The organism is Thermococcus aegaeus, from assembly GCF_055393685.1.
This window is the reverse complement of the sequence record NZ_AP042464.1, coordinates 581,121-605,478: the sequence shown is the minus strand read 5'-3', so window position 1 is coordinate 605,478 and position 24,358 is coordinate 581,121. Positions and strand designations below refer to the sequence as shown.

Genomic DNA, 24,358 nt, shown 5'->3' with positions numbered 1-24,358 from the left:
TCACCACCTCTCAAGCAAGTAGTAAATGGTGCTCACAAGAAGAAACGTTGGAATACTAGAGCCAAGTCTGAAGCCGAGTTCACTTAAAACCGGAATGTGAAGTCCAAAGAGGCCTTCTACAGCCAAACCCATGTAGAACGCAAATCCTATCGCCCAGATTATTATCGCCTTTAAGTTGTATCCAGCAAATGGACCGTTTTCATCAAGCAGTTCCTCTGGGACATAGGTTTTCCTTACAAGGAAGTAGTCAGTTACCATTATTGCCGCTAAAGACACAAATGCCCCACCTATAAGTAGTAGAAAACTTTCATACTGTTCCATTGGGAAAACAAGGGCTAATAGAGTTCCAAGGAAACCAACTAGAAGTACCTGTTTCTTTGCATCTGCTTTTGGTGAGATGTTCTTGTAGGTTATTGCCGCTGAATAGACGTCGAGGAATGTTGTAGTGACCGTAGAGAAGATGACTATCAGCATAGCTGGAATTCCAATGCCGTAGGCGGCTATGATTTTAATGGGGTCTCCTTCGCCGATTGCCATGTTTGTCAAAGCCCCAACAAAGTAGAACAGGCTTGAGGACACAAAGTAGCCTAAATAGGTGCCCCAAAATGCTGAGCCCTTACCTTTGGCGAACCTCGAATAGTCTGCTATTAGTGGCGCCCAAGAAAGAGGCATTGCTATTACCAAGTCCAGCGCTAGCATAATGCCTATTTCTCCAGTTCCGGGCTTGGAAAGGAGCTCACCTAAGGGGAACCTCTTGAGTGTAACATAGGTAAGCCACAGGCTCAATGCAAGCAAAAGCAGAGCTGCTATTTTTTCGAGCTTTTCCCAGTTTTTTGGACCAATATATGTCCATCCTGTAACGAGGATGCCCAGGAGAATTACCCAGAGGGCATAGCTTTCAAAACCGAGGACTTTTGATACTGCATTCATGGCGTTTGCTCCAACTATGAGCATTATTGCTGTCCACCCTATAAGCTGGAGGTAGTTCAAGAGTGACGGTAAAATCGAACCTTTGATTCCGAGAGGAGCCCTAGAGAGCACCATAGTTGGTAGTCCAGTTTCCTCACCTTCGATGGCTATTAAACCCATCACTGCATTTCCCAAGATGTGGCCGATGATTATTACCAGTACCGCCATACCAAGTGAGAGCGCTGGAGTTAGCAGTGCCCCTGCCCAGAATTCTGCGATGCTTATTCCTGCTCCGAACCATATTGCAAGGAGTGTCAAGAAGGTAAAAGTTCTTTTCTCTCTCTTTACGGGTGTTATATCATACCCTCCTTCCATCTCTATCACCTTTCAATTATTCCACTCTCCATTCTCTTAGAGTTTTATAACTTTTTTGTTAAAATTTAAAACTAAGTTATAGAGAGGTCTAAGAATGAGTTCAGAGGGTTTCTGTACAGAGGGAGGAAATAGGTTAGCTTTTCATTACGTAGAAGTATCTGTCTAGAGAAGAGTGAACCCTCTGATAGTATTTCTCCAAAATTGTAAATCCTATTTTTTCAGCACTCTTTTCCGCATTAAAACTAGCCGGAAATGCAATGGTCAAATATCCATCTAACACTTCATACATGCTTTCTAGGGCCTTTTCGTAAAGCTCTTCTCTCTTTTTCCCTCCTAGTGTTGCAGAAGTTCCATATGGCGGATCTGTAACAATTGCCTCAAACGTTTTATCTGGAAAAATTTCTCTTAATCTAGTAGCATCCCCTTTTTGTAACCTGTATTCTCTTATTCCATAATATTCAAGATTTTTTTTGGCGCCTTCTACCATATCTGCTCTGAGATCCACTCCATAAACGTTTAAGCCGATAAGGCCAGCCTCGATTAGTATCCCTCCAGTCCCCATAAACGGATCAAGAACTTCCTTTCTAGCCCTTGCCAGATTGACCATTGCTCTCGCTACTCTTGGGGGCAAGGCTATGGGTTTGTAGAATGGCCTTTTGTCAGCTTTTCGCTCGTTAAACTCCTTCGCTTCGAAAAATTTCTTTCTAACTCCAACCCAGAGCTTTTTTCCGCAGTAAACTCTGATTAATGTTTGGGGAGAGCTTAGATTCACTTTGAACCCTCTTTTTGAAACTATTGCCCCAACTTTTCTTTCAACATCTTCTACTTCATGCGAGCAGTTTACCATGGTTTCCCGGTCCACTTTAAAAGTTCCCCTGATGTATTTTTCCCATTCAATACTCTCTGCTTTTGAATACAGTTCCTCCGGGCTCTCAGCGGAAAACAAAAGCTCGCCGTATTCGTGTGCCAGGCCTAGCCTATCGAGGAATGGAAACGCCCTTTTATCGCCCTTAACAGCAAGGAACAGGTAATCCCTCTCAATGATTTTAAACTCTGGGCTAGCCATTTCCAGTAACGCTTTAACTTCGCCTTGAGCCATTTCCGGAAGATTTCCAAGTATTTCGATGTAGAGCATATGACTACCTTCCTTTAGTGCCTTTTAAGATTTTTTGGAGCAAACATCAACGCAACTGCCAGAGCAAGGGGTACTAACGAAGATAAGAAGTTAAGTCCAAAGCTTATTTCGCTTAGATATCCCCCTATTAGAGGCCCAACGACCCATCCGATGCTCATCATCGTATTTAGCATTCCCATAGCCTGTGCCCTTATCCTGTCCTCTGTTTTCAGTGCTACGTAGGCTGATGCTGCGCTAACAAAGGCAGACCACTTCACTCCCGAGAGTATTGAAAGGGCTATCATCAGATTTATGCTTTTAACTGCTCCATACCCGTAGAACACCACCATGTAACCCACTAGCGACAAGATGAAAATCTTTTTCGCGCCCTTTTTATCAATAGCCCTGCCTATGAAGGGGGCACTTAAGGCAGCTGCTAGGGAATCAACACCGAAGAGAATTCCAACCCATTGGCTCCCAAATCTCTCTTCAAAGTACACGGAGAGCACGGAGTAAACCTGGCCGGAAGCTATCATTGCAAACAAGACGGATAAGTAAAAAATGCCCAGCTTTCCCTTCAGAAGGCTCTTAAAAGCGCTACCCTTGAAAATAACCCTCTCGCTCTCTCTGCTTTCCTGAGTTAGTATCAACCCCTCAGAATGTGAAGTTTGGTGAGGGGTTTCTTTGATAAGCATCACTATTCCGGCTGAAACAATTGATATCAGTGCGGAGATAATAAAAGCACTTTTGATACCGAGGACTTTAACTATTCCGCTTCCCACAAAGTTCCCCAGCATGTACCCCATATTTTCAACGAAGTTAAAGAACCCAAATGTTGAACCCACCTTTTCCATAACCGAAAGCTCGGTAATAAAGGCAGTATGGGCGGGAAAAATTGAAGAGCTTAACACTCCCTGAAGAATCCTTATCCCGAGGAGCGCTGAGGGAGTTGTGGCAAATATTACAAAAAGGTACGCAATACCTGAAGAAAAGATTCCAAATGCTATGAACGGTTTTCTTCTACCGGTTTTATCGGAAAGGTATCCAAAGGGGTACTGGGCTATGCTGGATGTCAAATTGAAAGCAACACTCAAAAGCCCGACAAGAAAAAGTGATCCTCCCAGGGCTTTCATGTATACACCGAGGTATGGATAGGCTATTCCCCAGCTTACATTGGCTAAGAACATTGAAATTGCAAGAAGAAGGAGGTTTCTTTTCTTTCTCTTCCGAATGGAGATTTTTGCAGCTCGCTCCTTAATGATTTGAAGCAGAGACTGCTCTCTTTTCATGCTCTCACCCCCTCAATTTTTGAGGATGTCTCTGATGAGGGCATTTGCTATCTCCTTGTCTATCGCTCCCGCTCTGAGCTCCCTTAACACTCTCTGAATGCCGAAGCGTTTTAAAATCGGCGCACTTTTGGTAGCGTTTTTCCACAAGGAACATCCAAAGCCTAATGCGTATTTTCTGCCGAGGAGGCTTATTGCTTCTCTTTTATCAAGGGCTAAAAAGGCAGGTAGGTTTAGCTTTATCAGGTCTTCCTCTTTGTAAATCGAAATGCTTCCGAAGCTCAGCAGGTCCCCTGAAGCAACTATTTTTATCCCGTTTTTCCTTGCGTAGTCCTTAACTGCTTCCATTATCATTGAATGACATTTACCGCAGATAGGAGCCTTCTTTTTTATCTGCGCGCTTATAGTCTCCATGTATTCCGGGATTTCAACAAAAACTGCTCCGTACTCCTGAGCTCTGAAGAGTATTACGTCCCTCATTTGAGGGAGCTTTACCATAACCGGGACTACTTCAAATCCCGCCCATCGAAGGATTAAAAGCGAGGCAGTGCTGTCGCTTCCCATTGAAAATGCGAGGGCGATTTTTTCCCTGATTTTTTCTCTATTAAATTCTTTCCCGTAAAGTCTGTAATGGACTAGGCTTTTTAACCTTTCATAGGCTTCTTCACTAATCTCTCCCCTAACCCGCTCGAGGGCTTCAAGGCTTTGATGCAAACGATAAGTCTTAACAAAGTCGTCTTTCACTGTCTCTATCATTGTGAGTGGGTTTGAAATTGGGCTTTTAAAGGGTTTCTATGGGAGAGGATACTGTTAGGATAACGGGGCATACCTCCTGAATGAACTGTAAAGATTAAATCCAGAAAGTTCAATTGAATTAGGGTGGTAGATATGTTTGCGGAGATAGTTACTGTGGGAGATGAACTGCTGACGGGCAACACTGTCGACAGCAATTCCGCATTTATAGCCCAAAAGCTCACGGAAAGAGGCTACTGGGTGAAGAGAATAACAACTGTGGGGGATGACGTTGAAGATATAAAAACTGTAATCAGAGAGTCGCTATCCCGAAAGCCAGAAGTTTTAATAATCGCTGGAGGATTAGGCCCCACGCACGACGATGTTACAATGCTTGCCCTTGCCAAGGCCCTTGACATTGAGCTTGAATTGAGAGAGGATGCACTCAAGAGAATTGAACAGTTTTACTTGGAGCTCTATGAGAAAGGCCTCGTAGATGATCCGAAAATCAATGACGCACGTAAAAAGATGGCATATCTTCCAAAGGGGGCTGAGATGCTCAACAACTCTGTCGGGGCTGCACCGGGAGCGTTTTTGGTTCATGAAAAAACAAAAATATTTGTCCTTCCGGGAATGCCAAAGGAAATGAAGGCAATGCTTGAGGAAGAAGTGCTCCCCAGACTTGGAAAGAAAACATTTGTTCAGAGAAAGCTACTTGCAGAGATAACGGACGAATCAAAGCTCGCTCCAATATTAAATGAGACGTTGGGCAAGTTCAAGGTGAGGATACACTCTTCCCCAAAGGGCTTTGGAAAATACATCGGAATAATTATCTTTGGAGAGTCGGAAGAGGAGGTTGAAAAGGCAAAGAAATTTATGGAGGAAAAGGGAATAATGTTTGAAGAAGTCTAAGGAATCTGGAAGATACGCATTGTATTTGTTCCTACGGTTTTTCCTATTGGTTTTCCTTCCGTTAGGAGCACTGTATCATCCTCTTTAGCTATTCCCAATCCCTTTACCAGCATTATTATGTCCTTTTCAGTGAAGCCCTCGTCCATGTGGGATGGGTAGACTCCGTATGAAAAGGCCAAGTTATTGCAGACCTTTTCATTGCTTGAGAAAGCGAGGATCCACTGCTTGGGTTTGAAGCGAGATATTAACCTTGGGGTTAACCCCGTTTTTGTGGGGGTTAAGATGTATTTTATGTCTATGGCACAGAGAGCATCTATGACGCTGCGGGTTATTGCCTCTTTTATAGTGCTTTTTTGCGGCAGTGATTCAATCCAACTGCGCAGTCTGGAATATCCTAGGGATTCTCTGTATTCTTCTGTTGCTTTAGCTATCTTTGCCATCATCTCAACTGCTTCAACGGGATATTTTCCTATGGCCGTTTCCTCTGAAAGCATTACGGCATCTGTACCGTCAAGTATTGCGTTCGCGACATCTGTTACTTCTGCCCTTCTGGGTATCTTTTCAGTGGTCATTGAGACAAGCATTTGGGTGGCGGTTATTACTGGCTTTGCAGCTAGATTTGCCTTTTTTATGAGTTGCTTTTGCATTATGGGGAGCTTTTCAATTGGCATCTCAACACCGAGGTCGCCCCTTGCTACCATTATTCCATCCGCTGCGTTTAGGATCTCATCAAAGTTTCTCACAGCATCCGGTCTCTCTATCTTTGCAATAATGAAGAGCTCTGCGTTTTTCTTTGCAAGAAAGCTCTTCACCTTGAGCACGTCATACACAGAGCCTACGAAGGACAAACCTATGGCGTCTATTCCATGTTCAATTGCAAACTCTATTATCTCGAGGTCCCTTGGAGTTATCGCTTCAATTGGAAGGTTGGCTTTTGGAATGTTTATTCCCTTGTGGGAGAACAATATTCCTCCGTTAACCACTACACATTCGACGTCATTGCCCTTAACTTCTTCAACCCTCAGCATTATGTAGCCATCGCTTAGGTATATGGTATCACCCTTTGAAACCAGCTTTGGAAAGTCTTTAAACTCGACAGGAATGGTCGTTTCGTCGCCTTCAACATCTCTTGTTGTGAGAACGACTTTTTCTCCCTTTCTTAGAGTTATAGAGTCCCCCTTCAGCTTTCCGACCCTCATTTTTAGTCCTGGCAGATCGCCTAAAATTGCCACTCTCCTCCCTAATTTCTCGGCAGCATCTCTCACCAACTCGATAGTCTTTGTATGCTCCTCAAAAGTTCCATGGGAGAAGTTTATTCTCGCGACACTCATTCCAGCTTCTATCATCTTTTCTATAGTGCTCCTTTGCCTGGATGCAGGCCCTATTGTGGCGATTATCTTTGTTTTATGAGACGGAAGTTGCATTTCTCTCACCATTTTCCTTTTTTCTTCAGGATTAATTAAGTTTTCTGAGATTCGAAAGGTATTTTAAATCCTTCCCCTATCTTTTTCCATGAGGAGAAAACTAATAGTTGCAATCCCTCCCGAGGAGCTTCTTAAAATCAAGGAAAATTCCAAAGCTAAAATAAGAGTAGAAATCCAAGAGGCAGAGCCGTTTTTTGGGATGCCCAGGTGGGAGATAGTGGTTGATGGGAGCAGTGAAGAAATCGAGAAATTTATGAATGCATTGATGAGGTCAAGGGCAGGGGGATAGTGAATCCTGAAGATTTTCTGTTTATCCCACCAGCGCGTTTTTTAATCCAAACTCCTTCACAAATTCTGCCGCTTTAAACATCTCATCGTTTGTGAGCCTTCTATCGATTTCGGGGTATTCGTGGGCTTTATACTCCGGCCGATACTGGAACATCACGTTAACCCTAACACTCTTACCGAGATTTTCGCTGATCCACTTTAAAATCGGCTTTGTGCAGCACTCCAGGTGTCCTGGCATTACGAGATGCCTTATCAGGAACTCGGCTTTGTAGTGCTGTTTAGCCAGTAAAAAGTTCCTCGTAACGGTTTCCCAGTATCTGGGAGCTCTTGAGTATTTGAGGGCATCCTCGTTATTACCCCATTTGAAATCCGCCAGATAAACATCTACAATTCCATCCAAAAGCTTCATGCTTTTTTCGCTCATATACATGTTTGAGTTCCAGACCACTGGAATGGGAACTTTGACGTACTTTAGAGTCTCAAGGATAAAAGGAAGGTTTGGAGTTGGCTCGCCACCAACGAAGTTAACATTCTTTGCCCCCTCAGCATAGGCTACCGCTATCTTAACGGCCATCTCCTTGGGAGAATACCTCAGGCCTACGCGGTATTGGCTTATGTCCCAGTTCTGACAGAACACGCACCTAAAGTTGCACCCGGAAAAGAAGACTGTATAAGACGGCACAAGCTCTGGCTCCTCCCCTATGTGGAGAAAATCACTCGCCACTAAACTTTCTTTCACTCTGCAGTAGCCGATCTCTTCAAATCTATTTGCGTGGCATTTAAACTCGCACAGCTCACAGCTTTCAAGCATTTTATATGCTATTAGGGCTTTTAAATCGAGGAGACTCTTTTTGGGATTCTCTTTTAAATCGTTCTCTCTCAACTTTTCCATCCCTTCTTCGTGTGTTTTCCACAGACTCTCAAGATCCTCATTTTCTCCAAAATTAACCTCTACCTGCTTTGAATAGAAGAAATTTGGCTTTTCTTCTCCGCTTAAGATTGAAAAGTAATGCGGTAATGCATCTTTTGCCCTTTTAATTTCATCGAGTTCTACTCGCCTAAACCACATGACCATCGATTAATAATAGCACATGAATTATTAAAAGTTTAAACCTCTCCGAATGTAGCCCTAAAATACTTCCTTTGTTGAATGATTAATCTTCGATAGCATCTCCTTTTTCTTAAAGATTCTTCGAAAGACTATGCTAAACAAAAAAGCTTATTTAAGCAATAGTCGTTAAATAAGAGCGTTTTCTTGGTTTATGTCAATTAAACTATTTTATGAACCCAAAACCTTTATTAAAATTCAAGCATTAATGAACTTTGGTGATCTTCTATGAAAGGTTGGTGGGGAAGAATCCTAAGGGTTGATTTAACCAACAACAAAGTCTGGGTGCAGGAATATTCTCCGGAAGTTGCAAAGAATTTTATTGGTGGTAGAGGTCTAGCAGCCTGGATTCTTTGGAATGAAGCAAAGAACGTAGATCCTCTTGGGCCAGAAAACAGATTAGTTTTTGCAAGTGGTCCGTTTAACGGTCTCCCAACACCAAGCGGTGGAAAGATGGTTATAGCTGCCAAGAGCCCCCTGACCGGTGGTTATGGCGATGGTAACCTCGGAACAATGGCCACCGTGCATTTAAGAAAAGCCGGCTATGATGCCCTTGTCGTTGAAGGAAAGGCCAAAAAGCCCGTCTATCTCTACATCGAGGACGACAACGTGAGCATTCTCAGTGCCGAAGGTCTCTGGGGCAAAACTACCTTTGAAACCGAGAAAGAGCTCAAGGAGATACACGGTAAGAACGTGGGTGTTCTAAGCATAGGGCCCGCTGGGGAGAACCTCGTTAAATATGCCGTTGTTATCTCCCAAGAAGGAAGGGCAGCTGGAAGGCCAGGTATGGGTGCGGTAATGGGTAGTAAGAAGCTCAAGGCGGTTGTCATTAAGGGTACCAAAGAAATCCCAGTTGCTGACAAGGAGAAGCTTAGGAAGCTTTCACAAGAGGCTTATAATGCAATTCGCGACTCTCCCGGTTATCCGTTCTGGCACAGACAGGGAACAATGGCCGCTGTGGAATGGACGAATGAGAACTCTGCATTACCAACAAGGAACTTCAGCGACGGAAGCTTTGAGTTTGCCCGTTCAATAGACGGTTACACAATGGAAGGAATGAAGGTCAACCAGAGAGGTTGTCCATACTGTAACATGCCTTGTGGAAACGTGGTTCTTGATGCAGAGGGTAGAGAAAGTGAACTTGACTATGAAAACGTTGCTTTGTTAGGTTCAAATCTCGGCATAGGAAAGCTTAACGAGGTCTCAGTTCTCAACAGAATTGCAGATGAGATGGGGCTTGACACGATTTCGCTTGGAGTTTCGATATCCTATGTGATGGAAGCTAAGGAGAAGGGCATAATAAAAGATGACGATGCTCCAGAATTTGGAGATTTCAAGAAGGCCAAGCAACTTGCCTTAGACATAGCCTATAGAAGAGGAGAGCTCGGAAACCTTGCCGCTGAGGGTGTCAAAGCAATGAGCGAGAAGCTTGGTGCAAAGGACTTTGCGATGCACGTTAAAGGTCTTGAGGTCAGCGGTTACAACTGTTACATCTACCCAGCAATGGCTTTGGCGTATGGAACGAGCGCAATCGGTGCCCACCACAAGGAAGCATGGGTTATTGCGTGGGAGATCGGTACAGCGCCAATTGAAGGTGAAAAGGCCCAGAAAGTTGAGTACAAGATAACCTATGACCCAGAAAAGGCCGCAAAAGTTATTGAGCTGCAAAGACTTAGAGGTGGCCTCTTCGAGATGCTCACCGCCTGTAGATTGCCATGGGTTGAAGTTGGCCTAAGCTTGGACTACTATCCAAAGCTTCTCGAAGCAATCACCGGTGTCAAGTACACCTGGGACGACCTCTACAAGGCAGCCGATAGGGTTTATGCTCTCATGAGGGCATACTGGGTTAGGGAATTCAACGGCAACTGGAGCAGAGAAATGGACTATCCACCAGAGAGATGGTTCAAAGAAGGCCTTAAGAGCGGCCCATACAAGGGCCAGCACCTTGAGAAGGACAAGTACGATGCCCTGCTTTCAGAATACTACAAGCTCAGAGGCTGGGACGAGAGGGGTATTCCAAAGAAAGAGACACTCAAGGAACTTGGCCTTGAGTTCGTCATCCCAGAGCTTGAGAAGGTTACGAAGCTCGAGTGAGCTTTTCCTTTTTTATCTTCTTTGTCTCTTGAGCTTCTTGACTTCTCTTATTTTGAAAAGAGATTTTTCAAAAGAAAATGAAAAAAGTTCAAGTAAGACAATCATACTCATGATAACTTGTTCCTAATATCAGTTCTTTGTGGATTTTAGATCCGTAGGGAGTTTCTATGTTGATAGTTATCTTAGATATCTGGCTGTTAGTTATAAGCTCGACCTTAGAACCCTTGTAAACTCCCTTGAATTCATAAGTTCCAGAGAATACTCTCCTCTGCTTTAGCTGCCACTTGGACTCATTTAATAGGATTTTCAACCTTTCTATCCGGAATGAAGAGTATATTTCCCGTTGTATTAGTTCTTCCCTTGTTATTCCTGCTATTTTTTCCCATTCTTTGTCTTTTATGTCATACATCGTACCATTAACGTTTACGTATCCTGAGCCATTACCTCCGAAAAATTCAAAATAAATTGAGTATCCATACTTATAAACCCCATTTACATAGTACCTTACGGAGCCATTGAAGGTATACTTCCCTTTAGATTTTTTGAGATGTATTAGATGATAAGCAGTTATACGCTCAATGCCCGTGGAGGTGTTTTGAACTGCATATAAGGTCGCGTTTTCTATATAGGTGTAATCCTCTGTGGGGATCTGTTCCAGCTTTGATTGTATTTTTTGGATATCTGGTGCTTCATAAGAGTAACCTAAGAGTGCAACTACCAAAATGGACAATAGACCTGTCACCCAAATAACGCTCTTTCTCATTTTCATCACCAATTTATCACATAATCCCATCCCACTTGAACTCCAACTTTAACATTTACGTGTGGAAATGAATTTGAAGCTGTGTATGTTGGTGAGAAAGAGCCTCCATCCCATTTGTACCCTGCTTCATCTCTTACATTAAACAAGCTTCCGTCGAAGGTGTATATTATGAGCTCAAATGGGACATCCCCTTCCGGCCCTGTTACATAAAGATTGATCCGATCCAAGGGATGAACACTTGCGTACCAGTACCATGTATACACTCCGGCTTCTGTATGACGTGCCTAAAGGCCAAACCACAAGTTTGGATCGTCGACGAGCTTTTCTCTGCAGAGAATGACCCAACCACCGGAAGGACCCAAAATACAACGTCTCCAGTGTCACAATAGCTCCAGGCATTTATAGGCGTAGTTGGTAGGGATACAAAAAATAAAATTCCTACCAGCACAATTATCTTTCTCATTTGCCTCCCCAAGCATGAGGAAATACTCACCAATAATAAGCACTCAAACCATATAAAATTTACCATTAGAAAAAACGAAAAGACAAAACAAAGTAAAAAGGACAACAAAATTTATCAGCTGACAAAGAATAGTATCTGTGGTGATGCACATGGTGAAAATCAGGCTTATGGGGGCTTTTGCTCATCTTGCCAAAGCTAGAGAGCTTGAGATAAAGCTCGACAGCCCCAAGACAGTGGATGAGATACTTAGAGAGCTAATCCCGAGGTATGACGAATTCCATGACAAGATAATCTTCATTAACGGCAAGCCTGCAAAGGGAGATGCAGTAGTTGAGGAAGGGGATGAGATAAAAGTCATGCCCGTTCTCAGCGGAGGTTAGAGTATAAGGAGTTCCCAAAAGCGTCTATTCCCACTATAAGCGGAAATTCTTCAACCTCTAGAACCCAAACCGCCTCAGGAATTCCAAGCTCTTCAAGCCAGTAAACGTCTAAAACTCTTTTTACGCTCTTTGCAGCCAGAGAGCCAGCGCCGCCTGTAAATGCAAAGTAGACCGCTTTGTGCTCTCTGAAAGGCCCTGGATTCATTCCTCCCTTCCCTATGATGCCTTTAACGCCCATGCTTAGGATTTTTTCGAGGTATCTGTTCATCCTCGCGCTTGTTGTTGGGCCTGCGGAGACTATCTCATATCCGCTTTCCTTTTTTCGCACTATTGGGCCACAGTGATAGATAACGGCTCCTCTTAAATCAAAGGGGGCTTTTTCCAGTAGTTTTCTATGAGCGAGATCCCTTGCCGTGTATATCACTCCAGAGAGGTAAACCAAGTCCCCGGCTTTGAGCTTTAGCACGTCCTCCTCGGTTAGCGGTGTCCTCAGCTTTACTGCCATACTCTCACCTCTCCGTTTGCGCTTATCTCTAAGAAAGCCTTCCTATGTGCCCAGCACTGGAAAACAATTCCAACAGGGAACGAAGCCGGATGCCTATAAGTGATCTCAACCTTGACGTCTAGAGCAGTTGTTTTTCCTCCCATCCCCATGGGGCCTACTCCTAGAGAGTTTATCTCTTCAAGTAGCACCCCCTCGAATTTTGCTATCCTTTTGTCTCTGTGCCTCTCTCCTACGGGTCTTAACAGGGCTTTTTTGGCAAGCTTTAAGGCCGTGTTAGAGCTTCCCCCAATCCCGATTCCTATGATTACTGGGGGGCAGGGCTTTCCGCCGCATTCCTTAACTCTATTAATTACAGCCCTCTTTACACCTTCAAAGCTCTCCGCAGGAGTGAGCATTGCTAAAGCAGAACAGTTTTCGCTTCCCCCTCCTTTTGGCAGAATAGCTATCCTTATTTTATCCCCTTTTGTAAGCTCCCAATGAATAACCGGGAGGTTTCCAACGTTTTTGTTCGTGAGAACATCAAGGGTATTTGGTCTTAGAGGAATTTCCTTCGTTGCTTTTTCCAGAGCTGAAGCTATAACCCCTTCTATTTCTCTTAGATACGGGCTTTTGATTCCAGCCTCTACGAAGAAAGTCACCGTTCCGGTGTCTTGGCACACTGGGATTCCCTCTCGCTTTCCGATTTCAACGGCTTTTAGAATATTTTCAAGGTTGAACTTTGCAGTTGGGTTATCTTCCTTTTCATAAGCCTCTTGCAGGGATTTAACAACGTCGTCGGGAATTTTCGTGACAGCAAGCTTTATCGCTTCAAATATTGCTCTCTCCATATACTCACCTCAGTACTTGATAAGGGAGTGGATGAACCTCAAAACGTCTTCAAACCTGAAATGGCCCGTCTCAACCCCATAGATTCTCTCCACCGGGACTTCCTTAACCCTCGCTCCCATTTTCACGGCTTTTATTAAAACTTCAGTCTCAACTTCATATCTTTTGCTCTCTATTTCCGGTAGGAATTCCCTCTTGATGGCTCTAAATCCGCTTTGAGTGTCCCTAACATCAATGCCTAGCTTGAACTTTATTAAGCCGGTACTCAGAAAGTTGCTTATCTTTCTTATAAGCGGTCTTTTTCCTTGTGCCTTTATCAGCCGAGAGCCTATAACAAAGTCTGCCTCCCCTCTCAAAATTGGATAGAGGAGCTTCTCAATTTCCTCTGGATTGTGCTGGCCATCTGCATCCATAAAAACCACAATATCACCACTTACATTCTTGATCCCTTCTCTCATTGCTGCCCCTTTTCCTTGATTTTCCTCAAGTCGGATTACCTTTGCTCCATAACTTTTTGCGACCTCTGAAGTGTTGTCTCTGCTCCCATCATCCACAACAATAACCTCATCAACGAACTCCGGGATTTTTGAGAGAACCTTTCCAATTGTTTTTGCCTCGTTGTAAGCTGGAATAACAACGCTAATCCGTTTCCCCTCTAACATTTCTTTTCAGCTCCAAAAAGCACTTTTCACAGAAATCATCCCTTCTTAAGTCCCATTCGGCAATGACCTTTGGGGGGTTCATAACGCAGTCTTCTTGGCAGTGATTTAATCCGAAAGCGTGGCCAATTTCATGCAAAATTCCTTTGAAAAGCCTGTCTTCAAAAAGCTTCTCGTTTTCAGATTCAAAAGGCTTTACCGAGAGAACCATGACCGTTAATTTGTGAAAATCCTGCTGAATCCCCAAAAATTTCTCATAAAAATCTAGGTAGGGATTTCTCGAAACTATGGGGAAGTTCACTATTCCGAATATCTTGTTCATGGTAACCTCTTCTTCGGAACTATTGTTCTTTTCCGCCCTTGCCTTCTTCTTCTCAAAAAGCTCTTCTCGGGCATGTATAAGTTTCGCATGCAAAAGTTCGGTAATTCCCTCCAAGGGGTACCCCTTAACACTCCCACCGTCCGTGTAGATATTAACGAGATAACCGGGGCCCAATTCAAGTTCTCCAAGATAAACAAGTCTTATCGGGAGGTTCTTTGACTTAAAATAGCTGTTAACTCGCTTATAGGCTCTGGCAATTACCTTTTCGTTGAATGTGTTGCCAAGATGTACAAAGCCAATAAGTTCCATATTTCACCACTCGCTTGCTTGTTATTTTATCTTTCCAAAAGAAAAGCTTATAAAATTACCTAAGAAGAAGGTCTTGGGCGATGGCGTCCGCCTGGGGCTTCGAGCCCGAACCGCCCGCTGAGGGCTGATGACGCCTGTTCTCCGCTAAAACTTTGGGAGGCGGTAGAATGGGCTCGAAGCTTGAGAAATATGTTGATATAAATGCTGTGCTGAGGTACCTTGAGGGAAGGAGACATGAAGACGGTGGCTATTGCTTTGTTTCTCTGCTGAACGAGACTAACGTAAACGACACTTACTATGCGGTTAAAATCTATGATCTTCTTGGACTAGAAGTCCCAGATGAAGAAAAAACAATAGAATTCTTACACACCTCCCTAAAACCCCAACAAGCAACTGTTGCAATAGCCATGGCAGTTGAAGGGCTCGCAATTCTAGGGGCAAAAGACCTAGCAAAAGAAGGACTTTCACTGGTCTTTGAAAAGTATAGCCCCCTTGAAGGCAAATTTGCCGTTGGTCTTGGGGGGAGCGAGGAATTCGGAACTGCAACACCACTTGAAGCAACCTACTGGGTGCTTAGGGCATTTAGAGCAGGAAATTACAAAGTTTCTTCCGCGGAGAAGAGGAAGATAAAGGACTTCATTGAGAGCTTTAGGAAAGGCGACGGCTATGGTGTGAAGCAGGCAACAACAACCATGACTTGCCAAGCGATCTTTTCGCTCAATGCGCTGGGATACCCAGTTCCAAAAACAGGGCACTTCCACAAGTGCGAAGTTTACGGCGGCTTTACGGAGGTACCTTATTCTCTCCCACCCTATCTGGAGCCAACATTCTACGCGGTTAGGGGCTTAAGGCTTATTAACGAAAAGCCTCGCTACATAGAACCTCACATAAGGTTTATAAGAGCTCTCCAGAATCCCAACGGGGGTTTTAGAAGGAGCCTTGAGATGGGGATTTCAAACTTCCAAAACACCTATAGAGCGTTGAGGGCACTTAATGATCTTCTGAGCTTTTGAATACTGCTTGGGAGGTATGGGAATGAACACTAAAATCCTCTTGGCAGTTGGCATTGGGGGAATGCTGGGAGCAATAATACGCTATGGCATTGCGGGCTTACTCCCAGTTTACAAGGATTTTCCGGTAGGAACTTTATTGGTGAATAGTACAGCCAGCTTTCTGCTTGGTTATTTATATGGACTAATCTTCTTCGGCTATGAAGTTTCTCCCAACTGGAGAGCCTTTTTTGGAACGGGCTTTTGCGGAGGCCTAAGCACGTTCTCAACTTTTTCATATGAGACTTTTAGCCTTTTGCGTGAAAGGGAGCATTCCCTTGCCCTCTTAAACATCTCGGCAAACGTTATAATAACCATAAGCCTAGTATTTTTGGGGTTCCTTCTTGCAAGGAGGTGAAAGTATGGTGGAAATTGAGCACTGGAATACTCTAAGAATGAAAATTTACATAGGGGAAAGTGATACTTGGCATGGAAGACCGCTTTATAAGGCAATAGTAGAAAAACTGAGGGAGATGGGACTTGCTGGGGCAACTGTATATAGAGGGATTTATGGCTTTGGAAAAAAGAGTAGAGTGCACTCAAGTGATGTTTTAAGGCTTTCAACGGATCTGCCGATAATAATTGAGGCCGTGGATAGGGGGCACATGATAGAGAGGGCTATAAACGAGATAAAGCCAATGATAAAGGACGGCATGATAACAGTTGAGCCTGTTATAGTTGTGTGGGTGGGGACAAGGGAAGAAATGAGGAAGTTCGAGGAAGATGCTGTGAGGGAGGAGTAGGTTTGGATATCGTTTTAACTCTTGTTACTAACCAAGTTCATTAAAAACTTATTAACAAAAATTTTATAAGGAACTCTTTCATAACTAAAGTCGCCATGATGAGTATTAATTTTGCAATGTTATTTGTTGAAAATGATGTCATTGGAGAAAGCGCTTATTTTGCTCTTTTTTATATTCCGTTTGCTTTTGGCATAATGAAGAACTTTCTTGGAATTTTTATTCCAAATAACAAGCGAAGGGTGGGCGATAAGCCGCTTTCTTCAGGTGCATATATTTATCCTTCACTTAACATTGATTACCTTATCACCGAAATTCTTAGAGATAGGAACATATTGGCGGTTGTTAGAAATCCCAATCTTTTTGAGAAGTATAAACTCCCTATTCTGTGGTTAAGCAAAGTGGAAAAAGAGAATTCGGTTAATCCAACTCACCTTGAAAAGATTCTTCACTGGGCGGTGACTATGGCCACAAGTGGAGATGCTTTGATTATTGATGGGGTTGAATATCTTATCCTAGAGAACGGGTTTGAGCCTGTTTTTAGATTTCTCGTTAATTTGAAGGATCAAATCTTGCTTAAAGATTCGATTCTTGTCCTTATAGTTGATGAAAGAGCCCTAGAAGAAAAGCATGCTTTTCTCCTGCAGAGGGAGTTTAAAAAGATCCTCTAAAACAGCAACCTTAAATATAATCTCCCCAATTTTCTCTGGTGAGTGAAATGCTTCATCATGTAAAGCTTATATATGCAACAAAGAGCCGGAAGCTTGTTGGAAAGAAGATAGTGCTTGCCATACCGGGAAGCATAGCGGCCGTGGAGTGTGTCAAGCTTGCAAGGGAGCTCATAAGGCACGGAGCAGAAGTTCATGCAGTTATGAGCGAAAGCGCCCAGAAAATAATCCATCCCTACGCAATGGAATTTGCTACTGGCAATAAAGTGGTTACGGAAATAACGGGCTTCGTTGAACATGTTGAGCTTGCCGGAGAACACGGGAACAAAGCAGATTTAATTCTTGTATGCCCGGCAACCGCTAACACGATAAGCAAAATAGCCTGCGGAATTGATGATACTCCCGTTACCACCGTTGTAACGACGGCTTTTGCCCATACGCCGATAATGATTGCTCCGGCAATGCACTCGACGATGTACGAACATCCGATAATAAAGGAGAACATTGAAAAGCTCAAGAAGCTTGGAGTCGAGTTTATTGGGCCGAGGTTTGAGGAAGGGAAGGCTAAAGTAGCTTCGATAGAAGAAATAGTTTATCGCGTTATAAAAAAGCTTCACAAGAAGGATTTAGCTGGGAAGAGAGTCCTGGTAACTGCGGGGGCTACAAGGGAGTACATAGACCCGATAAGATTCATCACCAACAGGAGCAGTGGGAAGATGGGTGTTGCGATAGCCGAGGAGGCGGAATTTAGAGGAGCGGAAGTGACACTCATAAGAACCAAGGGAAGCGTGCCGAGCTTTGTCGAAAACCAAATAGAGGTTGAAACAGTCGAAGAGATGCTTGAGGCAATAGAAAAAGAGCTTTCAACCAAGAAATACGACGTTGTTATTCTGGCAGCTGCCGTTAGCGACTTCACCCCCAAGGAGAAAGCGGAAAGTAAGATAAAGAGCGGCCAGCCCTTGGTCATCGAGCTTGTCCCAACGCCGAAGATAATCCAGCGGGTCAAGGAACTCCAGCCCGATGTCTTTTTGGTGGGCTTCAAGGCGGAGTATGGGGTTAGTGAAGAAGAGCTAATCGAGCAGGCAAGGAAGCAAATAGAAAAGGCAAAGAGCGACGTGGTGATAGCCAACAGGGGAGAAATTGCATTTGAAAGCGAGGTAAACGAAGTCTACTGGGTCACCAAAGATGGTTACGAGAAGTTCCCGCTGATGAGCAAGAGGGAGCTTGCTGAGAGGATATGGGATAAGATCGTAAAAGTTTTAAGTTAAAAAGTCTCGGAGGGTCTCTTTCTTAACTTTTTTATTGTGTTTATAGTTTTGGCCCGCTAATTGCGAATAGGAGAAGGAACATCCCCGTGAGAAACCCGATTATAGTTGCTCGCTGTATGTGAGATACCTTTGCATGCATAATTGTTTTGGGAAGTTGTACCTTGAACCTTGCGGCAATCTTGCTTATTATCACTGCTAGGAGAACCCCTGTAAGAGCATCATAAATCCAGTGGTGACCTAGGAGAATGGTTGCAGGAGGTACTAGGAAATTTAGACTAATAAGGATTTTGGCCCATCGTTTCTCACGATGGACCCATAATGTGACTATGTTAACAGTGGCTATTGTATTATGAAGAGAAGGTAGGACAAATTCTTCTTGTGTTAACGATCCTACCGAGAATACCTTCAATCCATAGACATCGTGTGGTGCGTGAACATGACCTAGGGAGTATATAACACCACAGAGTGTATAGGAAAGGAGATAGCTAAACGCGAGCCTATCGGCTGATTCAAAATCCTTCCAATAAACTAGTATGAAAAAGATTGTAAGTGCTATTGAACCTGAAAATCCAAAGTGATAGACTATGGTTAACAAAGGTTGGAGAAGAGGTATGTCTTTAGTCGATTCCATTAAAAATATAACGAATTGTTTAGACGTAAACGGTAATTTCAGGAGAAAAGGAACGAAATCCTTGCTGTAATCTTGGATGAGATTATAGAAGAAGGTGAACCCGATCCAGCCAAAATACATGATGAGGAAAATATCAAGCCTAACAAGAACATCTCTCTCATGAAGGGTAGACCCTATCTTGGTAACAGTTTTTTTAATATTCATCCTAGTTATCCTCTTTCTACTTTATGGTCTAATAGGGCTTTGAGGTACTTATAGTTAATCCCTCACATGTGTGGCTGGAACGATTCCCATTGTCGCTGTTACCTTTTGTGAACATAACTCAACGGGGTTTGTTGGAGTACAGAGGGGGTTATGGGGGGTTTCCTCTCATGAATAAAAGAGAGCTGGCGGAAAAGTATGGTGGTATTGCTCTTGAAGACTTAACGGAAATCAGGAACACAATAAGGTATTCGGCTGAAATGAATGGGAGGCTTCACAGGTGGAGTTTTAGGAAGCTTCAATCCATTATTGAGTATAAAGCCAAGTTAAAAGGGGTGAGTGTCGTTTTTGTTAATCCTGCTCATACTTCCTCCCTATGCCCGATATGTGGGGGGAAGTTAAGCCCGAATGGGTATAGGGTTTTGAAGTGCTCAAATTGTTGTTTTGAGGCTGATAGGGACGTGGTCGGCTCGTGGAATATTCGTTTGAGGGGTCTGAAGATGTGGGGAGTTCCCGTTCCCCCCGAAAGCCCTCCAATGAAGACGGGAGGAGGGAAGCCCACCCGTTACGAGATTAACACTCTACACACACTTTACGGGTAGGCAGAACGGTGATTGTGTAGTACCATGACCTTAGGTTGTACTCAACGAAAGCGCTCCTAATTACTGTGAGCTTTCTTTTAATTTCGTTTTCTTTAACCTCTATTCCAAACTTGAACAGGTTGAGGGCAAAGCTGTTTACTATCTCTACGATGTTTTCCGGAAATTCGATGAAAGCGTTGAAGAGGAGATGTGCCTTGTGAAATCTCCGGAAGAAGGTTTCACTTCACGGTTTATCGTCTGCGAATTACCGGAGAGAAAAAGCCCCGAAAGGTTGAAAGTGGAAAAAGATAGGAGACGGCAAGCCTCAGGAATAGATAGTGGAATTCTTTTTCACAAAAACCTTCATAAGCTTCTGCTCTATTTTTTGGTTGGTGGTGCTATGAAGAAGATTGGAATAATAGGTGGCACGAGCCCGGAATCCACCCTGTACTACTATAAAAAATACATCGAGATCTCAAGGGAGAAGTTTGAACCATATTTCTTTCCGGAGCTGATAATCTATTCCATAAACTTCAGGGACTTTAAGGACAACCCGGATGGATGGGAAGGCAGGAAGAGAATTCTGATAAATGCCGCAAAGGCCCTCGAAAAAGCAGGGGCAGAGGTTATTGGGATCTCCGCAAACACTCCACACATTGTTTTTCCAGAAATTAAGAAAGAAGTAACCGCTGAGATGGTCAGCATAATCGATGCAGTTGCTGGAGAAGCAAAGAGGAGAAACCTCAAACGGCTCCTTCTCTTAGGAACAAAAACCACAATGACAATGCCATTTTACAAAAATGCTTTGGAAGAAAAAGGGTTTGAGGTAATCGTTCCGAGAGAAGAGGAAATCGAGGAAATCAACAGGATAATCTTCGAGGAACTGATGTTTGAAAACCTCAAAAGCAAAGGATGGCTCATTGAGCTTATTGAAAGGTACGCAAAAAGCGAAAATATTGAAGGCGTTATACTGGGTTGCACTGAACTTCCCCTTGCAATAAAGCGGGAGGATGTGAGCGTTGAAGTTTTGGATAGTGCTGAAATTCACATGAGGGCTTTGATAGACGCTGCCCTCTGACTTAAATTTCTTTTGGTGGTACGAGAATGCCTAGCTCTGTGATTATCCCCCTTATGTATTTCCAGGGTGTTGCATCGAAAAGGTAGTTCCTTATTATTGTATGGTTTCTCTTGAATTTTCTCTCTGTGATTTTGACATCTTCAGCTTTTGCCTCTGGGTGTATTTTAAAGCTCTCCGCCGCAACGTAGAGGGGAACTCCGTTGTCGTGACAGGCAAGTGCAAGCAGGTAAGTTCCAGCTTTGTTAAAAACGTAGCCGTCTTTGGTGATGTTGTCGGCACCTACCAATGCCAGGGTTGCCTTCTTTGCAAAAAGTCCCAGCTGAGCGTCTGTTATAACCTCGAAGGGGATTTCAAGCTCTTCAAGCTTTTTGGCGAGGAACAGGCCCTCGTAGTCCGGTTCGCTCTCGGTCAGAACCACTTTAAAGATCTTACCTTTTTCTTTTGCTTTCTTTAATATCTCAAAGACTGTCGAAGAATAGGAGTGTGTTATAATGACTTCGTTGTGGTCTATCAGCTCGCTTCCAATGTTCCCGATTTCTCGCTTTGCCTCCTCGCTCAACCTTATAAACTCCTCTGCCTTCGCCTTGACAAACTCTGGATCGGGAGTTATCGGTATGAACCTAACCAGGTTGTAAAGGGACGCCATGGTGGGATTCACGTTGATGATTTCAACCCCGAGTTCCTTGAGCTTTTCAACCAGCTCTTCCCCTTCAAACCTTTCTGCGAGCAGCATGTAAGCTTTAGCTCCCATTTTTGCTAGATATGATGCTCCATGGACTTTTTCTTCATTCATTCCTTTTAGGAGCTCTTCTATCTCTTCGGGAAGCATTGTCTCACTCCACTTTTCTCTTTCATTTAGGCTTTAAAAGATTTTTTCGCCTCTGCAACCCTTTTTAAATTTTTCCGGGAAGACTTATTAATCCCAAGGTTGAGGTTCTAACGGTGGTGTGAATGAAATACAGCGAGCTAAGTGCCAGAGTGAAGGGAGTCTACTCAAGAATAAGGATGCTGGATGATTACCATTGGGACATCTATGACGATAGGATAGTTGGCTATCACAGAAAGAGCAGACTCCCTGTTAGGATAAAACTTGCGGAGAGCAAGGAAGAGGCCGAGAAGTTGAGTGGAGAAAAAGAGGAGTACGGAATAGACATAGTAGTTCTTCCTGATAACGGAACGTTTTACATAAAGAACGGCGCTTTCGTACTCTCAGAGAGATTTTTGAAGGCCACGTTGATGGATATCCACGACCATATAGTTTGGGGAGGATTTAAGGTCGTTGAGAGAGATGGAAAGCTCGTCCAAGAGGACTTTTACGAATACTTAGGTGGACTTTTAGTCAGACATTTGAAGAGCAACATGATGAACGGCCAAGATTACGTCTTCTGGCAGTTCTACAAGTGTGAAAAATGTGGGAAATACGTCGATATAGAGAACGTCCCCGACCACTTAGCCAAGCACGGCATCAATGTTGCTGAAAAAGATAGCGAGAAGTATGAGATATTTGAACTGAACTTCCTTGAGGCAAAGGTCTTCAATAAATTTGGAGAGGAAGTCCCACAAAGCCAGTTTGTACCAGAATCACAGGCTTTTCTGAAGGAAATGCTTGGCGAACCAAAAATCCAGGAAGAAGAATGAACTTCTTTTTTCCTTCTTTTTGAAATAAAATGGGGAAAAGAAGTCACCCTCTAAACTTCGGCCTCATGCTCACAAGCAGTGGCAGTGGCCTCGGCTTGTAGGGGAATCCTTCTGTTTTCTGCCTTATTTCTTTTATTAAGTCTTCAATTTGCATCTCGTACTGGCCACCTTCTCTCTTCCTGACTGTAATTACTCCCATTCTCTTCTCGTTTTCACCAACGACAACTATGTATGGGATCCACTCTTTCTCTGCTTCCCTTATCTTCTTGTTGAGCCTCTCGTTTCTGTCATCGACGTCGACTCTTATCTTTGCTCCCTCAAGCTTTCCGGCAACGTAGAGGGCATAATCAAGGTACTTCTCGCTGACGGGGATGACTCTAACCTGGATTGGGCTAAGCCACAGTGGGTACATGGGTTTCTTGCCCTGCTTCATAAGCTTTGCCTGCTTTTCAAGTATGGCGTACATAACTCTCTCTATTGCCCCACTTGGCGAGCAGTGGAGAATTAATGGATATTTCTCCTCTCCGTTTTCGTCGTAGTAGGTTATGCCGAATCTTTGGGCGTTTTCTACATCTATCTGCACCGTGCTTAGCGCTGCTGCCTTGTCGAGGTTGTCCACGAAGTTGAACTCGAACTTGAGGATGAAGTAGAAGAACCTCTGCTTCCACATCTCGATTAAAACAGGCTTTCCGATTATCCTTGCGAGCTCTACTATGAAGTCCCTGTTTTCGTTCCAGAAGTCTTCTGTGAACCTTATTGCCACTTCGTAGTCCTCTGGGGTCAGCCCAACTCCCCTAAGGACTTCCATACTGAGCTTGTACTGCTTTTTGAACTCTTCCATTGCCTGCTGTAGGTCTTTGGCTACCGTGTGCATATCGGGCATTGTAAATGCCCTGAGCCTTCTCAGGCCGGAGAGCTCACCGCGCTTTTCCCTTCTAAATGAGTACCTCGTGAGCTCGTACATTCTAAGCGGCAGGTGGCGATAGCTGATTGTGGCGTCCTTCTTTATAAGGAACTGACCAAAACAGGCTGCAAATCTGAGGAAGAACTTCTTATCACCGCTTTTTACTATGTACTGCCTTGCTGGAAATCTGTTGAGGTACTTCTCAAGGGCTGGGTGCTCGAAGTCATACATAATCGGTGTTTCAACTTCCATTGCTCCATATTCGATAACCTTTTCCGTTACATAGTTCTCAAGAAGGGACTTTATGAGTCTTCCTTTCGGGTAGTAGCGGAGGTTTCCGGGGTCGCTGCCCTCTTCATAGTCCACAAGTTCCTGTTCAAGCATTATCTTAACGTGAGGAGGTTCTTCCGTTGCAACTCTGCTCTTGCTTATTTCATAGTTTGCAAACTTCTTGAGGTTTTCATAGCCAGAGAAGTCAAACTTGTCCACCTCAATGAGCTCTCCTTCTGGCGTGAGAATGTACCAGTAGCTGACAAGCTCCTCTTCCTTTTTAAGAGCCTCGGGCACCTCTTCCTCCTTCTTTGCTTCACCTGGTATAATTGTCCTTGAAAGCTCTGCTAGGGGGTGACCTTTGCAGCTGAGTTTGAATGCCTTGTAGTATCCAAACGGTGCTCTCTTAACGTTGTAACCCTTCTCTCTGAGCTTTTCCTCGATCTCCTTGAGTATCTTTAATGCAATGTCTGGAGAACCGAGCTCGCTGCTTAGATGGGCGAAGGGATAAACGAAAATGTTCTTTGTTTTTACTTGAGCAGCAACATCCTCTATCTCTTTAACAGCCTTCTCAACAACTTCTTCTGGATTTTGCTCATCTACCTTCTCCACGCTTATAAAGGCAGCAAGAACTTCATCAAGCCTGCCTTTTTTCTGTTCTTCACTTATCTCCTCGGGTTTTTTCAGGGCTTTATCCTTTACCTCATACTCAAGGTAGTCACTGTGTATCAGGAGCATTCTCATTTATATCACCACCTCATTCTACTTGGCAAAACTACATAAAAGTTGCCATCAACCTTTTTATAGCCTTTCCTCATCCATAAACTTAAAAGTTCAGGATAGCTAAGTTTAGTGGTGGTGA

26 protein-coding genes, 1 pseudogene and 1 riboswitch are annotated in these 24,358 nt (G+C 43.7%); of the genes and pseudogenes, 12 read left to right on the top strand and 15 right to left on the bottom strand.

What is annotated here, in order from left to right; translation table 11 throughout:
* The 4 genes from cytX to ACZ5NL_RS03305 all read right to left on the bottom strand — a co-directional run bounded on the left by cytX (position 1) and on the right by ACZ5NL_RS03305 (position 4,440).
* Positions 1-1,284, bottom strand: a complete 1,284-nt coding sequence (gene cytX, locus ACZ5NL_RS03320; RefSeq protein WP_464842924.1) for a putative hydroxymethylpyrimidine transporter CytX — start codon at positions 1,282-1,284, stop codon at positions 1-3.
* Positions 1,285-1,417: 133 nt separating this feature from the next.
* Positions 1,418-2,419, bottom strand: coding sequence for a TIGR01177 family methyltransferase (locus ACZ5NL_RS03315; protein WP_464842923.1), 1,002 nt, complete (start codon positions 2,417-2,419; stop codon positions 1,418-1,420).
* A gap of 14 nt (positions 2,420-2,433) precedes the next feature.
* On the bottom strand, positions 2,434-3,687 hold the full coding sequence (locus ACZ5NL_RS03310; protein WP_152879409.1) for an MFS transporter: 1,254 nt from the start codon (positions 3,685-3,687) through the stop codon (positions 2,434-2,436).
* Positions 3,688-3,699: 12 nt separating this feature from the next.
* Complete coding sequence (locus ACZ5NL_RS03305) at positions 3,700-4,440, bottom strand: ATPase (protein ID WP_152879411.1); 741 nt, start codon at positions 4,438-4,440, stop codon at positions 3,700-3,702.
* Positions 4,441-4,572: 132 nt separating this feature from the next.
* Here ACZ5NL_RS03305 and ACZ5NL_RS03300 point away from each other — a divergent pair, with 132 nt between their 5' ends.
* On the top strand, positions 4,573-5,328 hold the full coding sequence (locus tag ACZ5NL_RS03300) for a molybdopterin-binding protein (protein WP_152879413.1): 756 nt from the start codon (positions 4,573-4,575) through the stop codon (positions 5,326-5,328).
* Here ACZ5NL_RS03300 and pyk read toward each other — a convergent pair.
* Positions 5,325-6,752 (bottom strand): pyruvate kinase, encoded by a 1,428-nt coding sequence (gene pyk / locus ACZ5NL_RS03295; protein ID WP_152879444.1) that lies wholly within the window; start codon positions 6,750-6,752, stop codon positions 5,325-5,327. The two genes, ACZ5NL_RS03300 and pyk, sit on opposite strands and share 4 nt — an antisense overlap.
* A gap of 88 nt (positions 6,753-6,840) precedes the next feature.
* Between pyk and ACZ5NL_RS03290 the strand changes: the two genes are divergently transcribed.
* A complete protein-coding gene (locus tag ACZ5NL_RS03290; protein WP_152879415.1) occupies positions 6,841-7,041 on the top strand; it encodes a TIGR04140 family protein in 201 nt (66 codons plus the stop codon).
* Between the two features lie 21 nt (positions 7,042-7,062).
* Here ACZ5NL_RS03290 and ACZ5NL_RS03285 read toward each other — a convergent pair whose 3' ends face one another.
* On the bottom strand, positions 7,063-8,115 hold the full coding sequence (locus ACZ5NL_RS03285) for a radical SAM protein (protein WP_464842921.1): 1,053 nt from the start codon (positions 8,113-8,115) through the stop codon (positions 7,063-7,065).
* A 261-nt stretch (positions 8,116-8,376) separates the two neighbouring features.
* On the opposite strand from ACZ5NL_RS03285, the gene for reads away from it, so the two are divergent.
* Positions 8,377-10,242: a tungsten-containing formaldehyde ferredoxin oxidoreductase gene (for, locus tag ACZ5NL_RS03280; RefSeq protein ID WP_464842919.1), complete on the top strand. Its 1,866-nt coding sequence runs from the start codon at positions 8,377-8,379 to the stop codon at positions 10,240-10,242.
* Between the two features lie 88 nt (positions 10,243-10,330).
* On the opposite strand, the gene ACZ5NL_RS03275 is transcribed toward for, so the two are convergent.
* A complete protein-coding gene (locus ACZ5NL_RS03275; protein ID WP_464842917.1) occupies positions 10,331-11,005 on the bottom strand; it encodes a hypothetical protein in 675 nt (224 codons plus the stop codon).
* Positions 11,006-11,010: 5 nt separating this feature from the next.
* A complete protein-coding gene (locus ACZ5NL_RS03270) occupies positions 11,011-11,268 on the bottom strand; it encodes a hypothetical protein (protein ID WP_464842915.1) in 258 nt (85 codons plus the stop codon).
* Positions 11,269-11,617: 349 nt separating this feature from the next.
* Between ACZ5NL_RS03270 and ACZ5NL_RS03265 the strand changes: the two genes are divergently transcribed.
* Complete coding sequence (locus ACZ5NL_RS03265; protein WP_464843300.1) at positions 11,618-11,848, top strand: MoaD/ThiS family protein; 231 nt, start codon at positions 11,618-11,620, stop codon at positions 11,846-11,848.
* Here the strand turns inward: ACZ5NL_RS03265 and ACZ5NL_RS03260 are convergent.
* From ACZ5NL_RS03260 to ACZ5NL_RS03245, 4 genes are read right to left on the bottom strand one after another with little or no spacing between them, the layout of a single operon-like run.
* The gene (locus tag ACZ5NL_RS03260) at positions 11,835-12,353 is read right to left on the bottom strand and encodes a FumA C-terminus/TtdB family hydratase beta subunit (protein WP_464842914.1); all 519 of its coding nucleotides are present in this window, start codon (positions 12,351-12,353) and stop codon (positions 11,835-11,837) included. The genes ACZ5NL_RS03265 and ACZ5NL_RS03260 overlap by 14 nt on opposite strands.
* A complete protein-coding gene (locus ACZ5NL_RS03255; RefSeq protein ID WP_464842912.1) occupies positions 12,344-13,180 on the bottom strand; it encodes a fumarate hydratase in 837 nt (278 codons plus the stop codon). Before ACZ5NL_RS03255 ends, ACZ5NL_RS03260 begins: the two co-directional genes overlap by 10 nt.
* A gap of 9 nt (positions 13,181-13,189) precedes the next feature.
* On the bottom strand, positions 13,190-13,840 hold the full coding sequence (locus tag ACZ5NL_RS03250; RefSeq protein WP_464842911.1) for a glycosyltransferase family 2 protein: 651 nt from the start codon (positions 13,838-13,840) through the stop codon (positions 13,190-13,192).
* On the bottom strand, positions 13,818-14,468 hold the full coding sequence (locus ACZ5NL_RS03245; protein ID WP_464842910.1) for a zinc metalloprotease: 651 nt from the start codon (positions 14,466-14,468) through the stop codon (positions 13,818-13,820). Before ACZ5NL_RS03245 ends, ACZ5NL_RS03250 begins: the two co-directional genes overlap by 23 nt.
* Before the next feature lie 67 nt (positions 14,469-14,535).
* Positions 14,536-14,612: riboswitch (Fluoride riboswitch) on the top strand.
* A 23-nt stretch (positions 14,613-14,635) separates the two neighbouring features.
* On the opposite strand from ACZ5NL_RS03245, the gene ACZ5NL_RS03240 reads away from it, so the two are divergent.
* The 5 genes from ACZ5NL_RS03240 (at position 14,636) to coaBC (ending at position 18,193) form a co-directional block, all read left to right on the top strand.
* Positions 14,636-15,481, top strand: a complete 846-nt coding sequence (locus tag ACZ5NL_RS03240; protein ID WP_463277228.1) for a prenyltransferase/squalene oxidase repeat-containing protein — start codon at positions 14,636-14,638, stop codon at positions 15,479-15,481.
* A gap of 22 nt (positions 15,482-15,503) precedes the next feature.
* A complete protein-coding gene (gene crcB / locus ACZ5NL_RS03235) occupies positions 15,504-15,875 on the top strand; it encodes a fluoride efflux transporter CrcB (RefSeq protein ID WP_464842909.1) in 372 nt (123 codons plus the stop codon).
* 4 nt (positions 15,876-15,879) lie between these two features.
* Positions 15,880-16,260, top strand: coding sequence for a DUF190 domain-containing protein (locus tag ACZ5NL_RS03230; protein WP_152879431.1), 381 nt, complete (start codon positions 15,880-15,882; stop codon positions 16,258-16,260).
* Between the two features lie 95 nt (positions 16,261-16,355).
* Positions 16,356-16,928, top strand: a complete 573-nt coding sequence (locus tag ACZ5NL_RS03225; protein ID WP_463281071.1) for a DUF835 domain-containing protein — start codon at positions 16,356-16,358, stop codon at positions 16,926-16,928.
* 47 nt (positions 16,929-16,975) lie between these two features.
* Positions 16,976-18,193: a bifunctional phosphopantothenoylcysteine decarboxylase/phosphopantothenate--cysteine ligase CoaBC gene (gene coaBC, locus ACZ5NL_RS03220; RefSeq protein WP_464843299.1), complete on the top strand. Its 1,218-nt coding sequence runs from the start codon at positions 16,976-16,978 to the stop codon at positions 18,191-18,193.
* A 40-nt stretch (positions 18,194-18,233) separates the two neighbouring features.
* On the opposite strand, the gene ACZ5NL_RS03215 is transcribed toward coaBC, so the two are convergent.
* Positions 18,234-18,824, bottom strand: coding sequence for a phosphatase PAP2 family protein (locus tag ACZ5NL_RS03215; protein WP_464842907.1), 591 nt, complete (start codon positions 18,822-18,824; stop codon positions 18,234-18,236).
* A gap of 383 nt (positions 18,825-19,207) precedes the next feature.
* On the opposite strand from ACZ5NL_RS03215, the pseudogene ACZ5NL_RS03210 reads away from it, so the two are divergent.
* Positions 19,208-19,627, top strand: a pseudogene (locus ACZ5NL_RS03210) (zinc ribbon domain-containing protein); the annotation flags it as partial.
* Between the two features lie 379 nt (positions 19,628-20,006).
* On the top strand, positions 20,007-20,684 hold the full coding sequence (locus ACZ5NL_RS03205) for an aspartate/glutamate racemase family protein (protein ID WP_464842905.1): 678 nt from the start codon (positions 20,007-20,009) through the stop codon (positions 20,682-20,684).
* A gap of 1 nt (position 20,685) precedes the next feature.
* Here the strand turns inward: ACZ5NL_RS03205 and ACZ5NL_RS03200 are convergent, their stop codons facing one another.
* Positions 20,686-21,513: a translation initiation factor eIF-2B alpha/beta/delta subunit family protein gene (locus ACZ5NL_RS03200; protein WP_464842904.1), complete on the bottom strand. Its 828-nt coding sequence runs from the start codon at positions 21,511-21,513 to the stop codon at positions 20,686-20,688.
* 122 nt (positions 21,514-21,635) lie between these two features.
* On the opposite strand from ACZ5NL_RS03200, the gene ACZ5NL_RS03195 reads away from it, so the two are divergent.
* Entirely contained in the window at positions 21,636-22,322 is a 687-nt protein-coding gene (locus tag ACZ5NL_RS03195; protein ID WP_464842902.1) for a TBP-interacting protein, read from the top strand.
* A gap of 43 nt (positions 22,323-22,365) precedes the next feature.
* Here the strand turns inward: ACZ5NL_RS03195 and ACZ5NL_RS03190 are convergent, their stop codons facing one another.
* Positions 22,366-24,240 (bottom strand): threonine--tRNA ligase, encoded by a 1,875-nt coding sequence (locus tag ACZ5NL_RS03190; RefSeq protein WP_464842901.1) that lies wholly within the window; start codon positions 24,238-24,240, stop codon positions 22,366-22,368.
* Positions 24,241-24,358 lie beyond the last annotated feature (118 nt).

Coding starts and splice junctions, on each gene's coding strand:
- coaBC (WP_464843299.1), top strand. CDS start 16,976: ATGCTTCATCATGTAAAGCTTATATATGCAACAAAGAGCCGGAAGCTT.
- ACZ5NL_RS03275 (WP_464842917.1), bottom strand. CDS start 11,005: ATGAGAAAGAGCGTTATTTGGGTGACAGGTCTATTGTCCATTTTGGTA.
- ACZ5NL_RS03225 (WP_463281071.1), top strand. CDS start 16,356: ATGATGAGTATTAATTTTGCAATGTTATTTGTTGAAAATGATGTCATT.
- ACZ5NL_RS03195 (WP_464842902.1), top strand. CDS start 21,636: ATGAAATACAGCGAGCTAAGTGCCAGAGTGAAGGGAGTCTACTCAAGA.
- ACZ5NL_RS03265 (WP_464843300.1), top strand. CDS start 11,618: ATGGTGAAAATCAGGCTTATGGGGGCTTTTGCTCATCTTGCCAAAGCT.
- ACZ5NL_RS03285 (WP_464842921.1), bottom strand. CDS start 8,115: ATGGTCATGTGGTTTAGGCGAGTAGAACTCGATGAAATTAAAAGGGCA.
- ACZ5NL_RS03190 (WP_464842901.1), bottom strand. CDS start 24,240: ATGAGAATGCTCCTGATACACAGTGACTACCTTGAGTATGAGGTAAAG.
- ACZ5NL_RS03240 (WP_463277228.1), top strand. CDS start 14,636: ATGGGCTCGAAGCTTGAGAAATATGTTGATATAAATGCTGTGCTGAGG.
- ACZ5NL_RS03310 (WP_152879409.1), bottom strand. CDS start 3,687: ATGAAAAGAGAGCAGTCTCTGCTTCAAATCATTAAGGAGCGAGCTGCA.
- ACZ5NL_RS03260 (WP_464842914.1), bottom strand. CDS start 12,353: ATGGCAGTAAAGCTGAGGACACCGCTAACCGAGGAGGACGTGCTAAAG.
- ACZ5NL_RS03205 (WP_464842905.1), top strand. CDS start 20,007: ATGAAGAAGATTGGAATAATAGGTGGCACGAGCCCGGAATCCACCCTG.
- pyk (WP_152879444.1), bottom strand. CDS start 6,752: ATGCAACTTCCGTCTCATAAAACAAAGATAATCGCCACAATAGGGCCT.
- ACZ5NL_RS03200 (WP_464842904.1), bottom strand. CDS start 21,513: ATGCTTCCCGAAGAGATAGAAGAGCTCCTAAAAGGAATGAATGAAGAA.
- ACZ5NL_RS03215 (WP_464842907.1), bottom strand. CDS start 18,824: ATGGAATCGACTAAAGACATACCTCTTCTCCAACCTTTGTTAACCATA.
- crcB (WP_464842909.1), top strand. CDS start 15,504: ATGAACACTAAAATCCTCTTGGCAGTTGGCATTGGGGGAATGCTGGGA.
- for (WP_464842919.1), top strand. CDS start 8,377: ATGAAAGGTTGGTGGGGAAGAATCCTAAGGGTTGATTTAACCAACAAC.
- ACZ5NL_RS03250 (WP_464842911.1), bottom strand. CDS start 13,840: ATGTTAGAGGGGAAACGGATTAGCGTTGTTATTCCAGCTTACAACGAG.
- cytX (WP_464842924.1), bottom strand. CDS start 1,284: ATGGAAGGAGGGTATGATATAACACCCGTAAAGAGAGAGAAAAGAACT.
- ACZ5NL_RS03290 (WP_152879415.1), top strand. CDS start 6,841: ATGAGGAGAAAACTAATAGTTGCAATCCCTCCCGAGGAGCTTCTTAAA.
- ACZ5NL_RS03315 (WP_464842923.1), bottom strand. CDS start 2,419: ATGCTCTACATCGAAATACTTGGAAATCTTCCGGAAATGGCTCAAGGC.
- ACZ5NL_RS03300 (WP_152879413.1), top strand. CDS start 4,573: ATGTTTGCGGAGATAGTTACTGTGGGAGATGAACTGCTGACGGGCAAC.
- ACZ5NL_RS03255 (WP_464842912.1), bottom strand. CDS start 13,180: ATGGAGAGAGCAATATTTGAAGCGATAAAGCTTGCTGTCACGAAAATT.
- ACZ5NL_RS03305 (WP_152879411.1), bottom strand. CDS start 4,440: ATGATAGAGACAGTGAAAGACGACTTTGTTAAGACTTATCGTTTGCAT.
- ACZ5NL_RS03245 (WP_464842910.1), bottom strand. CDS start 14,468: ATGGAACTTATTGGCTTTGTACATCTTGGCAACACATTCAACGAAAAG.
- ACZ5NL_RS03230 (WP_152879431.1), top strand. CDS start 15,880: ATGGTGGAAATTGAGCACTGGAATACTCTAAGAATGAAAATTTACATA.